Origin of the sequence: Prevotella sp. LMAG:51 (genome assembly GCF_008680225.1) — a bacterium.
GTDB lineage: Bacteria > Bacteroidota > Bacteroidia > Bacteroidales > Bacteroidaceae > Prevotella > Prevotella pectinovora.
In genome coordinates this window covers 145,424-159,390 of record NZ_NALQ01000022.1, presented here as the reverse complement: position 1 = coordinate 159,390, position 13,967 = coordinate 145,424, and the positions used below count along the sequence as shown (strand labels likewise).

General features: G+C 48.4%; 12 protein-coding genes and 1 pseudogene. 7 read left to right on the top strand and 6 right to left on the bottom strand.

All coding sequences use genetic code 11. The annotated features are described in order from the left end of the window. Positions 1-2: 2 nt before the first annotated feature. The 6 genes from CCC32_RS08210 to CCC32_RS08185 all read right to left on the bottom strand — a co-directional run bounded on the left by CCC32_RS08210 (position 3) and on the right by CCC32_RS08185 (position 5,553). Positions 3-434: a Fur family transcriptional regulator gene (locus CCC32_RS08210; protein WP_044065488.1), complete on the bottom strand. Its 432-nt coding sequence runs from the start codon at positions 432-434 to the stop codon at positions 3-5. Between the two features lie 16 nt (positions 435-450). Beyond that, entirely contained in the window at positions 451-1,197 is a 747-nt protein-coding gene (locus tag CCC32_RS08205) for a peptidylprolyl isomerase (RefSeq protein ID WP_481388108.1), read from the bottom strand. A 29-nt stretch (positions 1,198-1,226) separates the two neighbouring features. Continuing rightward, positions 1,227-2,378 carry a lipid-A-disaccharide synthase gene (gene lpxB, locus CCC32_RS08200; protein ID WP_287073595.1) on the bottom strand — a complete coding sequence of 384 codons (1,152 nt, stop codon included), beginning with the start codon at positions 2,376-2,378 and terminating at the stop codon, positions 1,227-1,229. Between the two features lie 16 nt (positions 2,379-2,394). Beyond that, on the bottom strand, positions 2,395-3,162 hold the full coding sequence (gene surE / locus CCC32_RS08195) for a 5'/3'-nucleotidase SurE (protein WP_022317397.1): 768 nt from the start codon (positions 3,160-3,162) through the stop codon (positions 2,395-2,397). A gap of 275 nt (positions 3,163-3,437) precedes the next feature. Beyond that, a complete protein-coding gene (locus CCC32_RS08190; protein WP_042519316.1) occupies positions 3,438-4,277 on the bottom strand; it encodes a Fic family protein in 840 nt (279 codons plus the stop codon). Between the two features lie 643 nt (positions 4,278-4,920). Further along, positions 4,921-5,553, bottom strand: coding sequence for a hypothetical protein (locus CCC32_RS08185; RefSeq protein WP_022316345.1), 633 nt, complete (start codon positions 5,551-5,553; stop codon positions 4,921-4,923). 175 nt (positions 5,554-5,728) lie between these two features. On the opposite strand from CCC32_RS08185, the pseudogene CCC32_RS08180 reads away from it, so the two are divergent. From CCC32_RS08180 to CCC32_RS08150, 7 genes and pseudogenes are all read left to right on the top strand, one after another. Then, positions 5,729-5,978: pseudogene (locus tag CCC32_RS08180) on the top strand (IS982 family transposase); the annotation flags it as partial. A gap of 322 nt (positions 5,979-6,300) precedes the next feature. Next, entirely contained in the window at positions 6,301-7,080 is a 780-nt protein-coding gene (locus CCC32_RS08175; protein WP_022317207.1) for a ParA family protein, read from the top strand. A 21-nt stretch (positions 7,081-7,101) separates the two neighbouring features. Then, entirely contained in the window at positions 7,102-7,992 is an 891-nt protein-coding gene (locus CCC32_RS08170) for a ParB/RepB/Spo0J family partition protein (protein WP_022317208.1), read from the top strand. Positions 7,993-8,006: 14 nt separating this feature from the next. Further along, positions 8,007-8,771, top strand: a complete 765-nt coding sequence (locus tag CCC32_RS08165; protein WP_022317209.1) for a DUF5683 domain-containing protein — start codon at positions 8,007-8,009, stop codon at positions 8,769-8,771. Positions 8,772-8,829: 58 nt separating this feature from the next. After that, the gene (locus CCC32_RS08160) at positions 8,830-10,185 is read left to right on the top strand and encodes a lytic transglycosylase domain-containing protein (RefSeq protein ID WP_022317210.1); all 1,356 of its coding nucleotides are present in this window, start codon (positions 8,830-8,832) and stop codon (positions 10,183-10,185) included. A gap of 39 nt (positions 10,186-10,224) precedes the next feature. After that, entirely contained in the window at positions 10,225-12,528 is a 2,304-nt protein-coding gene (locus CCC32_RS08155) for a RelA/SpoT family protein (protein WP_042519320.1), read from the top strand. A 146-nt stretch (positions 12,529-12,674) separates the two neighbouring features. Beyond that, a complete protein-coding gene (locus tag CCC32_RS08150; RefSeq protein ID WP_287073591.1) occupies positions 12,675-13,655 on the top strand; it encodes a pectinesterase family protein in 981 nt (326 codons plus the stop codon). Positions 13,656-13,967 lie beyond the last annotated feature (312 nt).

The following is a 13,967-nucleotide window of genomic DNA, read 5'->3' as shown; positions in this document are numbered from 1 at the left end:
GGCTATTGGTTATGATTCTTGCGTCTGCATTCGGCACATTCTCCCTTGACCACGAATGACAGGGAGTGGGCGTAGAATCCGTCGGGCAGCGGGATGTCGTGGATGTGTATGTCGTCGAGACAGAACGAGCGCTGGCACGATTCGCAGTAGAAATGCACGTGGTTGTCGCTTTGGCTGCATTTGCCGTCACTTCTGCATAACTCGTAGTTGAGGATGCCGCGTCCGTCTTCGAACGAGTGTACGACGTCGTGCTCCAGAAACAGTGTGAGCACACGGAAGATGCTCGACTTGTCCATCGACAGGTTGAGCCGCTCCATGTCGGCAAGGCTGACGGGGTGGTCAGACTCTTCCAGCATGCGATATACCAGAATTCTGTTTGCAGTAGCCTTTACGCCCTTATGTCCAAGTTTCGTTATTATCTCTTCTGCCGTCATCTCACGATATCTCCTTTTATTCCTCCACGATTTCCACCGTCATGCTGATGTCCTCCACGGGGCGGTCGGCACGCGATGTCTCACAAGCCTGTATCTTATCCACTACGTCGAGACCCTCGGTCACTTCGCCGAAAACGGTGTATTGGTTGTCGAGGAACGGTGTGCCGCCGATGGTGGTGTATGCCTCACGCTGCTCGTCGGTGAATGTGGGCTTTCCCTTCTCCATGCTTATGGCCTTGGTCTCTGCCACGAGCTCGTCTTGCAGTTCCTGTAGTCCGGCGCGGTCGCGGTTGCGTCGCAGTTCCATTATCTTGTCGCGGTTCTCGCGTGCGAGCTGGTTGAATATCGTCTGTTCCTGCTGCATCTCCATCTGTCTTTCCATCTGCTGCAGTTCCGATTTCTTGTAGGTCTTTCCCCAGACGATATAAAACTGGCTTCCGCTGCTCTCGCGCTCCGGGTTCACCTCGTCGCCGAGACGGGCGGCGCTCAGCGCACCACGCTTATGGAAGAGCTGCGGATACACGAACTCTGCCGGTATGGTATAGTCCGGTCCGCCGGTTCCCAGATTCTTTCCTGCCGGTGCACCTTTGCTGTCGGGGTCGCCGCCTTGGATCATGAAATCCTTTATCACTCGATGAAACAGAGTTCCGTCGAAATATCCTTCCTTGGCGAGCTTTATGAAGTTGTCGCGATGTTTTGGGGTCTCGTCGTAGAGGCGCACGAAGATGTCGCCTAAAGTTGTTGAAATTTTAATGTCAGCCATTATATATGCTTTATGTTTCTTTTGATTGCCTAGTCCCTCATGCCGAGGTCCCATATTATGTTTGCCGCATTCTCTGCCGCCTTTTTTTCTCCGAGCGATTCTCTGATGCCGGCATATCCCTTGAGCATTGCCTGTCTTGGCTCGCCGTCGGCGATGAGCTGCTGCAGTTCGCTGGCGATGTTTTCTTCGCTGAACGAGTCTGCCACGAGTTCTTTCACCACCGGTTCGTTGGCGATGAGGTTTACCAGTGAAATATATTTCACTTTGAGCAGATGCTTCTTGAGAAAGGCGATGACTTTCGGGATGGGAGTCTTGTAGCATACCACCTGCGGCACGTCGAAAAGTGCCGTTTCGAGAGTCGCCGTACCGCTTGTCACCGCTGCCACACGGGAGTGTGACAGCAGTTGGTAAGTCTGTCCGAACACTATTTTCACGCTGTCGTCGCCTTTCGTGAAGGTGTCGTAGTATTCCGGCGAGATGCTTGGTGCTCCGGCTATCACTATCTGGTATATGTCTCCAGCCACCCTCTTCGCCGCCCTTATCATGTATGGCAGATTGTCTTTGATTTCCTGTTTTCTGCTTCCGGCGAGCAGGGCTATCACCGGTTTGTTGCCGTCCAGCTCGTTTCTGATAGCGAAATCAGCAAACGGCTCCTTGTATTCCTCCTTGAATTCCGCCACCTCGTCGGCAGTAGGGTTGCCCACGTAGTGGATAGGGTAGTTGTGTTTCCTCTCATAGAAATCCACTTCGAATGGCAGGATAGAGAACATCTCGTCCACATCGCGCCGTATGTTCTTTATTCTGTATTCCTTCCATGCCCATATCTTGGGTGAGATATAGTAGTATACCGGTATGCTCGTCTTGGCATGAATATATTTGGCGATGCTCAGGTTGAAGCCGGGATAGTCGATGAGGATGAGCACGTCGGGGTCGAACTCCACGATGTCTCTCTTGCAGAGCGCCATGTTCCTGAATATCGTCTTCAGGTGTAGCAATACGGGTATGAATCCCATGTATGCCAGTTCCTTGTAGTGTTTCACCCTTGCTCCGCCTACATCCGCCATGAGGTCGCCTCCGAAGAATCTGAACACCGCCAGCGGGTCTTTCTCCTTTATCGCCCTCATCAGTCTTGAGGCATGCAGGTCGCCGCTCGCCTCTCCAGCTATAAGATAGTATTTCATTCGTTCCTCCTTGTCGTTACAGGTCCCAATCGCTGATTTTCTGCATCGCAGAATAAGCCGTAGTGTCTATCGTTGTTGGCGTTATGGCAGCGTATCCGTGGGCGAGAGCCCATTCGTCGGTGTCTGTCGCTTCCGGTTCCGTGTCGCGGAACTGTCCCACCATCCAGTAGTAGTCGTATCCTCTGGGGTGTCTTTCCTTCACCAGTTCCTTCTCCCAGATGCCGTTGCACATGCGGCACACCTTCGTTCCCTTTATCTCGGGAGTGTCGGGGAAGTTCACGTTCAGACACACGTTCTTTGGCAGCCCGTCCTCCAGCACTCGTCCTGTGATGATCTTTATCAGTCGTGCGGTATTGCTGAAGTCAGCGTCGGGTGAATAGTTGCACAGAGAGAATGCCACGGATGGTATTCCCTTCATGCATCCTTCCCTTGCCACACCCATCGTACCGCTGTAATGGCTGTTCACCGAGGCGTTGTCGCCGTGGTTTATGCCGCTTATCACGATGTCCGGCATGCGGTCGCATATCTGGTCGATGGCGATTTTCAGGCAGTCCACCGGTGTTCCGTTGCATGCCCACACCTGCAGTCCCGGTTCTTCCCTTACGAGTCTGAGTCGGAGAGGTTTTTCGGATGAGAAGGCGCATGAGAATCCCGATCGTGCCGATTCCGGAGCGCACGCTATGATGTCGCCGAATCCCCTGACGTATTCCAGCAGGCTGTTTATGCCTTTGGCGGCAAATCCGTCGTCGTTGGAGATTAGGATTAATGGTCTTTTTTTCTTCATAAAAACACTAAGTTGCAACTTATTTGCTGCAAAGATAATGCAAACCGAGCGCAATACAAAATGAAAGGCTAAAGACTTTCATTTTTATTGCCGAGGTGCCGCTTATCTTATCCAAAGATAATGCAAAAATCCGATTGAGCGAGAGAAATGGGAATATATTCACATTTCCGAGCGTGAGGATTTTATCAAAACCGAGTGCAATACAAAATGAAAAGGCAAAGACTTTCATTTTTATTGCCGAGGTGCCGCTTTTATCAATAGAATCCTTATAGAAATCAGAAAAGAAAGTTCATGAAACGTTTCGTGTTTGCTTCCTTCTGCTTTATCTCCTCCTGCATTCTCAGCATTGCCATTTTGAAGAAGAAACGGATTAGATGTTCGTCGGTGCCCTCCGTACGAATCATCCGCAGGACAGCAATATACTCCTTGCGCTGTTCAGAAGGAATGATTACCAACGGATGTCCCAGGCGCAGCAGGATATAATTGCTCACAAGTCGTCCAGTCCTTCCGTTTCCGTCGCGGAAAGGATGCAGATATTCATAGAAACCATGGAAACGTGCTGCAATGACAATGGCATGCGTATGGTCTTCAGATCCTAGATTGTCGTTGGTTTCGTTTTTCTGTGCCTGTGCGGCAGCCAGTATTGCCCTTTCTGTAGATTCCAATAGTTTCGGCACCATGGCAATCAGTTTTTTGTGGTCGCCAAACACAGTGTCTCCCGCAGCCATATCCGTAGTGGTGTATTCTCCGGGTATGGCGTCAGGGCAGCGATAAGACAGGGTGTGACAAGTGGCCAACCTGTTGATTTCCTTCAGTAGAGTCTCGTCCAGAGCATGCTGTGTGTTTTGCATCATGAATTCGAAAGCCTTGAAGTGGTCGAGTATTTCAAATGCTTCGAGCAGACTCTTACCTGCCGGTATCATCGCCAGTCCCTTTTCTTTCAGTTCGCGTGTGTCGTCAACGGAGAAGGAGTTTCCCTCTATGGCACAAGAGTGTGTGGAGAAGAGGATTTCGTTATATTTCACGTATTCTTCCCCATTCATCATTCCGATGATTTGAGTCTGGTATTTTCTTCTCAAATCCTCATATTCTTTTATTTCTCTTTCAAATGCCATATCCGCTGCAAAGATAATGCAAACCGAGTGGAGAATAAAATAAATTTATTTATTTTTTATCCCGAGGTGCCGCTTATCTTATCCAAAGATAATGCAAACCGAGTGGAGAATAAAATAAATTTATTTATTTTTTTATCCCGAGATGCCGCTTTTATCAAAACCGAGTGGAGAATACGATTTCGTTGATAATGAAATCTTTAGGACACCCGTTGGCGGAATTGATCTATGTTGATAGATATGAGTAAAAGTTGTAAATGTCGCTTGATTCTCAGTAAAACCAAGAATTGCAAAAAACTGTCAGACCATCTGGTTTTTTGTCGTAATATTCTGACAAACAGACAGTTGACTATTTCGCGATTGTCAGCCAATTGTCTGGATGGTTTGCTGATGAGAGGAATTGTCAGATGGCAGGAATTGCATGCGTTGGCTGAACTCTGAAAATATGAATGTATCGGGCAGGTATCAGAAACCAATTCTGCCCATCCGGGGCAAGCAGCTTGCCCATGATGAGAAAGCAGCGTTCCCCTGTTGGGCAAGCAGCTTGCCCATTTAAGGACATAAAGCCATTGTGCCTCAAGTTTGAAAATAATACTCAGCACCCCTATTGAAGTAACTACTCAGCATCCCCTATGGGCATGAGTAGTTACTCTCCAAGTTTCATGTGAAAATATTTCTTAAATTCATTTTCCATAAATGAATCAATGGGAATAGCCTGTTCCAATATACTGTCAAACTCTTTTAAAAGCATTTTGTAATCACTGTCATTATATATCTTTATTAAACGCCTTAACGTGTTTTTTGCTTCTGTCAAGTCTCTTTTACCAACTAAACATTCAACTTTTTTTAGCTTGTATTTTTTTCCAGTCATTTTGCCACACATATCAATGGCTTTATCATAATATGAATCTGACAATTTCTTATTTCCTAAATATTTGTTTTTTACGGCAAAATACTCCAGATATCTGATATCAGTTGTGTCTAATCTAAGAATGCCTTTTTCTTGAGTAAGAAAGCCTTCCACATATTTACCCAACATTGCCAGCAATTGGCTTTTCTTTTGCAACACAGTATACTCATCGTCTGGAGATAAATTCAGACTGTCCAACTCGTCACATCGATGAATTGCCGATTCTATTATAGTTGTGTCTTTACAAGGCGGTAAACTTGCCAAAATATTATCAATGGAATCTAATTCAACAGAAAAAGACTTCGTATATTCCTGACTATGTGAAAACGTAAAAAACAGCAAAAAACACAATGTTAGTAAATATCTCATTTTATCCTGTATGATTTTGAATTAAACATGTTTACATAAAGGTTCTTCGTCAATTTAGGTGGTAAAAAGAGCCGCTTATTTGTGATTTATAATGTCAAAAGTGCAACATCCGGTTATTATTTTCTGTTTATTACCCGTTGGCGGAATTAATTTAAGTTGATAAATATGAGAAAAGTTGTATATATCGCTGATTATACCAACTTAGTGGTGATCAGAACATTAAGTTCAAACCATCGTATGTACAACCTTTATACAAAATTCGTCAAAATACTTGAGATATGCAAGCAATTATCTAAAAAACTCACCAATGAATCGGGGAATGTTCCACAACGCGGCTCTGTTCATAGGTTTTAGTACTTGGAAGTATAGGCCTTATCCCTTCGGCAGAGACAGAGGGCATTGATAGCGAAAAGTGGCTATTAGACTAAAAATGCAAGAGAACAATGCTAAAGATCTTTTAGGTATCCTCAGAATGATACTATGATATTTTTTGTCGGGAAAACCCTGTTTGCATAAAATAATATAGGCATGCCGTGCAAATGCAGACTCAACCAAAATCAGGAAACTACATCCAAGGTTACTTTCCCATATCGGCAATACCACTTTCCCATATTAAAAAGTACGAAAAAAGGTTTAAAACCTCTGATTGTGGCGCAAATTATGTATCTTTGCAAAATAATTGGGCTATACCAAATCAGTAGGTTTGGCTGAATTGCTATGGCCTCGAACAAATTAGAAAAGGATAAAATGGGAAAGATTATTGCTTTGGCTAACCAGAAAGGCGGTGTGGGAAAGACTACAACTACCATCAACCTCGCCGCCTCGCTCGCCACGCTTGAAAAGAAAGTGCTCGTCATCGACGCCGACCCGCAGGCTAATGCCTCCAGCGGACTCGGGGTCAACTCCAAGGACGTGGACTGCACACTCTATGAGTGCATCATCGACCATGCCGACGTGAAGGAAGCTGTCTATACCACTGACATCGACGGACTTGACATCATTCCGAGCCATATCGACCTTGTGGGAGCAGAGATAGAGATGCTGAATCTCGAACACCGCGAACAGGTGATCAAGAGAATGCTGCAGCCGATACGTGATGATTACGACTATATCCTTATCGACTGCTCACCTTCTCTCGGACTGATTACCGTCAATGCCCTCACGGCAGCCGACTCCGTCATAATCCCCGTGCAGTGTGAGTATTTCGCCCTTGAGGGAATCAGCAAACTGCTCAATACCATCAAGATTATCAAGAGCAAACTCAACACACGTCTTGAGATAGAAGGATTCCTGCTCACGATGTATGACGGCAGACTGCGTCTCGCCAACCAGATATACTACGAGGTGAAGCGCCATTTCCAGGAACTGGTGTTCAAGACCGTAATCCAGAGAAACGTGAAGCTCAGCGAGTCGCCAAGCCACGGACTGCCCGTCATCCTGTATGATGCCGACTCCACAGGAAGCAAGAACCACCTGGCGCTGGCAAAGGAAATCATCAACAAGAACGAGAAAACAAGCAAACAATAAGCAAACATAAGCAACGAGATAATGGGAGTACACAAGAGATACAGCGCACTCGGACGCGGACTCGACGCACTGATTTCAACCGACGACGTGCGTCCGCAGGGCAGTTCTACGATAAACGAAATTGAAATAGACCAGATTGAGGCAAACCCTAACCAACCACGTCGGGAATTCGACGAGGAAGCGCTTCAGGAACTTGCCAACAGTATCCGCGAAATCGGTATCATACAGCCAATCACACTCAGACAGGTGGCTGAGGACAGATACCAGATCATTGCCGGAGAGCGCCGCTGGAGAGCCTCGCAGATAGCTGGGCTGACAGCCATACCGGCATATATACGCACGATAAAAGACGAGAACGTCATGGAGATGGCGCTCGTGGAGAACATACAGCGAGAGGACCTCAACGCCATTGAGATTGCTCTGGCATACGAACACCTGCTCTCAAATTCAGGAATGACACAGGAAAAGGTGTCGGAGCGAGTGGGCAAGAGCCGCACGGCGATAACCAACTACCTCAGACTGCTGAAGTTGCCCGCACAGGTACAGATGGCATTGCAGAAAAAGGAAATAGACATGGGACATGCGCGTGCGCTGTTGTCTATCGACTCACCGTCGCTTCAGATCAAGGTGTTCAAGGAAATACAGAAAAACGGATACTCCGTAAGAAAGGTGGAGGAGATAGCCAAGCAGCTCAACAGCGGCGAAGACGTGACGGTGGGCAAAAAGGTGATAGCCTCGAAGACACAGCTCCCGGAGGAGTTCAACGCCCTGAAGGAACGACTCTCTTCGTTCTTCTCCACAAAGGTGCAGATGACCTGTTCGCCAAAGGGAAAAGGAAAGATAAGCATCCCGTTTGCCAATGCCGATGAACTGGAGCGCATCATGGCGGCGCTCGACAAAATGAACGACTAAAAGCGGAACGTGAAGTGTTGAGCAACATTCATAGAATGATGATGTGCCTCGTGGCAGCATGGACGATGCTTGCCGTGAATGCCGCAGAGACGGAGAAACAGCAAACACCATCGGCAACGCAGCCGACGGTTGTGCCGGACTCGTTGCTGAGTGCGGCGAGGGGTGCCGTGGCTGTGGATACAGTATCTATGTTGAATGCAGATTCCATATATATATTAAATAAGGTGGACTCTGTAGGCGTGAAGCAGAAAAAGGCAAAGCGTGACTGGGCGACATGGAGCCCGGATCCCAAGCGTGCCATGTGGCTCGCCATAGTGCTGCCGGGAGCCGGACAGGTGTATAACCGTAAATACTGGAAACTGCCTATCGTATACGGCGGATTCCTCGGCTGTATCTATGCATGGAGGTGGAACAACCAGATGTTCCGCGATTATTCGCAGGCATATATGGACATCATGGACGACGACCCCAATACGCAGAGCTACAACCAATTCCTGCATCTCGGAATGCAGATAACGGATGAAAACAAAGAGCGATATCAGAATCTCTTCAAGCGCAGGAAGGACTACTACCGCAAATACCGCGACCTGAGCATTTTCTGCATGATAGGTGTCTATGCTCTCTCTGTAATCGACGCATACGTGGATGCGTCGCTGTCGCAGTTTGACATATCCAAGGACCTGAGCCTGAAGATAGAACCTTCGGTGATGAACGACCGCCGTTCGGCAAATCCACTGAAGTCGTCGGCGCTCGGACTGCAGTGCTCGCTCAATTTCTAATGAGCCGGTTTGCGCTGCACGATGTATGAATTAAAAAAAGAAACAATTTGATTAAGTAATGATATTTAAAAACAAAGTTATAGTATTGGCGGCATCTCTGCTGTTGGGCAGCGGGTTACAGATGTTCGCACAAGATGTAAATGACAATGAGATAACAGTGAAAGACAAGGATGGCCGTGAAGAAGTGATCGACGTGCCTGAGTCTATGGGCACTGAGTTTGACGACCTCCTGCAGGAGTATTACTCACAGAAATACCTGAAGGTGGACGACGACTGCAACTACCGAGACGAAAACCGTACCTATGAGCCGGAGGTCTACGTAGACCGTCTGAAGCGTCTGCCGAATATCATGGAGATGCCATACAACGACATCGTGCAGAAATTCATCGACCGCTACACCGGTCGTCTGCGCCGTTCGGTGAGCTATATGCTCGGAGCATCGAATTTCTATATGCCGATATTCGAGGATGCCCTCTCGGCATACGACATTCCACTGGAATTGAAATACCTGCCGGTTATAGAATCGGCACTCAACCCTAAGGCTACATCCAGAGTGGGAGCTGCCGGACTGTGGCAGTTCATGCCATCCACTGGCAAGCAGTATGGACTGGAGATAAACTCTCTCGTTGACGAGCGTCGCGACCCTGTGAAGGCATCCTATGCTGCAGCACGCTATCTGCGCGACCTATATAAAATCTATGGCGACTGGAGTCTCGTAATCGCTGCATACAACTGCGGACCGCAGAATGTGCGCAAGGCGATGCAAAGAGCAGGCGGAGAGGCCGACTATTGGAAGATCTATCCATATCTGCCGCGTGAGACAAAGGGATACGTGCCTGCATTCATCGCAGCAAATTATGTGATGAACTATTATTGTGAACACAACATTTGTCCGATGCGCACCACATTGCCGGCAAAGACCGATACAGTGGTGGTGACTCGCGACATACACCTGAAGCAGATTGCCGACATGTGTGGAGTGAACCTCGAAGAACTTCGTGCGCTCAATCCGCAGTATCGCCGCGACATCGTGAACGGCAACTCCAAGCCATCAGTGCTGCGCCTGCCTATTTCGGTGGTCAATTCGTTCATCAGCAATGAAGACTCCATCAGCAACTACCAGGCTGACCAGCTCTTCACACGCCGTTCTCTCGTTGAGGTGGACGAGCAGACACAGCCCCGCTACACATCTTCGAAGCGTACCTCTTCGAAGAAAGGATACGGTCGCTCATCTAAGAAGTCTAAAGGCAAGAAAGGCAAGAAGGGCCGTGGAGGCAAGAGCGTGACAGTGAGAAACGGTGACACTCTCTCCGAGATAGCCGAGAGAAACCACACCACCGTGGGCAAGCTGCGCAAGCTCAACGGTATAAAGGGCAGCAACATACGTGCCGGCAAGAAGATAAAGGTGAAGTGATAACAGCATACAACCGTTAACTCTTAAAATCGCATTATCATGGGTGAACAGAAACTTACAGACCAGGAGCGAGAGGCTGCTGATGCTAAAATGGTAGATGATGCCTTCAAGCATCTGCTCGACAGTTATCTCGCATCGCGCCACAGAAAGAAAGTGGATATCATAACGAAGGCTTTCAACTTCGCACGTCAGGCCCACAAGGGAGTGCGCCGACTCTCCGGCGAGCCATACATCATGCACCCCATAGCGGTGGCACAGATAGCATGCTCGGAGATGGGACTCGGGTCAACGAGTATCAGTGCGGCACTGCTCCACGACGTGGTGGAAGACACCGACTATACGGTGGAGGACATCCAGAACATGTTCGGTCCGAAAATCGCCCAGATAGTAGACGGACTGACCAAGATTTCAGGAGGAATCTTCGGTTCTCAGGCATCGGCACAGGCAGAGAACTTCAAGAAACTGCTGCTGATGATGAGCGATGACATCCGTGTCATCCTCATCAAGATTTGCGACCGTCTGCACAACATGCGTACGCTCGACGGACAACCGCCAAACAAACGCTACAAGATTGCCGGCGAGACCTTATATATATATGCGCCGCTCGCCAACCGTCTCGGACTGAACAATATCAAGACAGAGCTGGAGAACCTCAGTTTCAAGTTCGAACACCCGGAGAAATATGCGCAGATAGAAGAGAAGCTCGCCAGCACTCAGGCATCACGCGACACCCTCTTCGACAATTTCACGAAACCTATCCGTGAGACACTCGACAAGATGGGCATCGAATACACCATCAAGGCTCGAGTGAAGAGTCCGTTCTCCATCTGGAACAAGATGATGCAGAAAAACGTGTCGTTCGACCAGATTTACGACATCCTTGCCGTAAGAATTATTTTCAAGCCGAAAGACAAGGACGAGGAGGTGGACGAATGCTTCCGCATCTATGTTGCACTCAACAAGATATACAAATCACATCCCGACCGTCTGCGCGACTGGGTTAACCACCCCAAGGCAAACGGCTATCAGGCAATCCATGTCACTCTGATGAGCAACATGGGAAAATGGATAGAAGTGCAGATCCGTTCGGAGCGCATGGACGAGATGGCGGAGCAGGGCTTCGCCGCACATTGGAAATACAAAGACGGAGTTGACGGCAATGGAGCCAAGGAAATCTCAGAAGACGAGGGCGAGCTGAACAACTGGCTGCGCACCATCAAGGAAATCCTCGACGACCCGCAGCCAGACGCCATGGACTTCCTCGACACCATAAAACTGAACCTCTTCGCATCAGAAATCTTCGTGTTCACTCCGAAGGGAGAAATCAAGACCATGCCGGCAGGATGCACGGCCCTCGATTTCGCATTCCAGATTCATACTTTCCTCGGAAGCCATTGTATCGGAGCCAAGGTGAACCACAAGCTCGTGCCTCTCAGCCATAAGCTCAAAAGTGGCGACCAGGTGGAGATCCTTACCTCAAACTCTCAGCATGTGCAGCCGTCGTGGATAAACTTTGTGTCTACGGCAAAGGCGAAGACCAAGATTCAGGGAATCCTGCGCCGAGAGGGTAGGGAAGTGCAGAAGCGCGGCGAGGAGATACTCGACGAGTTCCTCAAACGCAATTCTATGGAACTCACCTTCGCCGTGATGGACAAACTCTGCGCTCTGCATGAAGTGGAGAAACACGAGCAGCTGCTCCAGGCATTGGGCGACAAGACCATCATTCTGGGCGACCAGGACCTCGACGAACTGCAGGGCAAGAACAACAAGAAGAGTGAGACTTCCCGTGGATGGCGCAAGTATGTGCCGTTCCTTGGCAAGAAAAAAGACGATGTAGAGAAACAGCAGAGTGCTACTTCCAAGGGCTATGCAGTCGTGCCGGAGAATTTCAACCGCAAGAAACCGATTTACATCACCGACAACAATATCAATACATACATCTTCAAACCCTGTTGCCATCCTATTCCGGGCGATGACGTGCTTGGATTCATCGACGGCAAGAACCACATCGAGATACACAAACGCTCCTGCAAGGTGGCTTCTAAACTCAAGTCAAGCTATGGCAACAGGATTCTCGACGCCAAATGGGACATGAAGCGTCAGTTGCTCTTCGATGCCACCATATCGGTGAAGGGTATCGACCGTATCGGTATGCTCAACGAGGTGACGAAGGTCATCTCAGACCAGTTCGACGTGAATATCCACAAGCTCACCATTTCGTGCGATGAAGGCATCTTTGCCGGAGTCTTCGAACTGCTTATCCACGACCGCAGCGATGTAGAGACTGTGATGAACGGACTGAAGACCATCAATGGTGTGCAGGAAGTGAACCAGACGGTTTGATGCAATATACCCAACTCCCGGATTTTCGGATAATAGAACTATATCAGTATCCTGGTAACCATAATTCCAACGTCGGCATAATGGACGTTTATGGTTTCCAGGATAACTTTCTGGATAAACTACTAATTTAAAACTAATCAATCAAAATGAGAAAATTACTTCTATCCCTTGTTCTCGCTCTTGCGGGAACGCTGGCTGTCAATGCGGCAAACAAATACGACAATCCCGACACACTCTTCGTGGCTCGCGACGGAACGGCAGAGTTCCGCAATATCGACGATGCCATTGAGGTGTGCAGGGCATTCATGGAATACCACAAGGTGATATTCGTGAAGAAAGGCACCTACAAGGAAAAACTCATCGTGCCGTCATGGCTCACCAATATAGAGATATGCGGCGAGGACAGAGACAATACCATAATAACCTACGACGACCATGCCAATGTGTTCATTCCCGGCACCGACCGCAAGATGGGCACCTTCCGCACCTACACCGTGCGGGTGGACGGCAATGACATAACATTCCGCAACATCACGATAGAAAACAACGCAGCACGACTCGGCCAGGCAGTGGCGCTCCACACTCAGGGCGACCGCCTCACGTTTGTGAACTGCCGCATCCTCGGCAACCAAGACACGGTATATACAGGAGGCATTAACACACGCCTCTATTTCAAAGACTGCCACATCGAGGGAACCACAGACTTCATCTTCGGTCCGTCAACGGCATGGTTTGAAAACTGCACCATCCTGAGCCGTACCGACTCCTACATCACCGCCGCTTCCACTCCGCAGAACGTGGAATACGGTTATGTGTTCAACCGCTGCAAGATTGTAGCAGCAGAGGGAGTCAGCAAGGTATATCTCGGTCGTCCGTGGCGTCCCTACGCCCACACGCTGTTCATGAACTGTCAGCTCGGCAAGCATATCCTGCCCGTAGGATGGCACAACTGGAGCAATACGCAGAATGAGACGACTGCACGCTACTGCGAGTATAACAACCATGGCGAGGGAGCGGCAACGAAAGAACGTGCGGCATGGACACGCCAGCTCACCAGGAAAGAGGCGGCAAAGGTGACGCTTGAGAATGTTTTCAGACAGAATGGCGGTTGGATACCGAATGTCTGATTAAAAGAAATTTTGCACATATACCATTAAACTGATGGTATCGGTCATACATTAAACTGATGATATCGGCCATCTGAGTCTGACAGCAATAGAATTTTCTTTATTGCCAGCCAGTTTCAGATGGCCGATTAAAGTTAAATCTTAGTCTTAAAAATAAAAAACTTTTGCTAAAGTTTTGCGTTTTAAAGAAAACTATATATATTTGCACCGAAACAAACTATACCGTTCCATAACGGAAACGGCACAGGGGTGCCAGAAAAGAAGATGAAACAACTACTGCCCCACATATTATAATATGTGTAGGAAATGTGC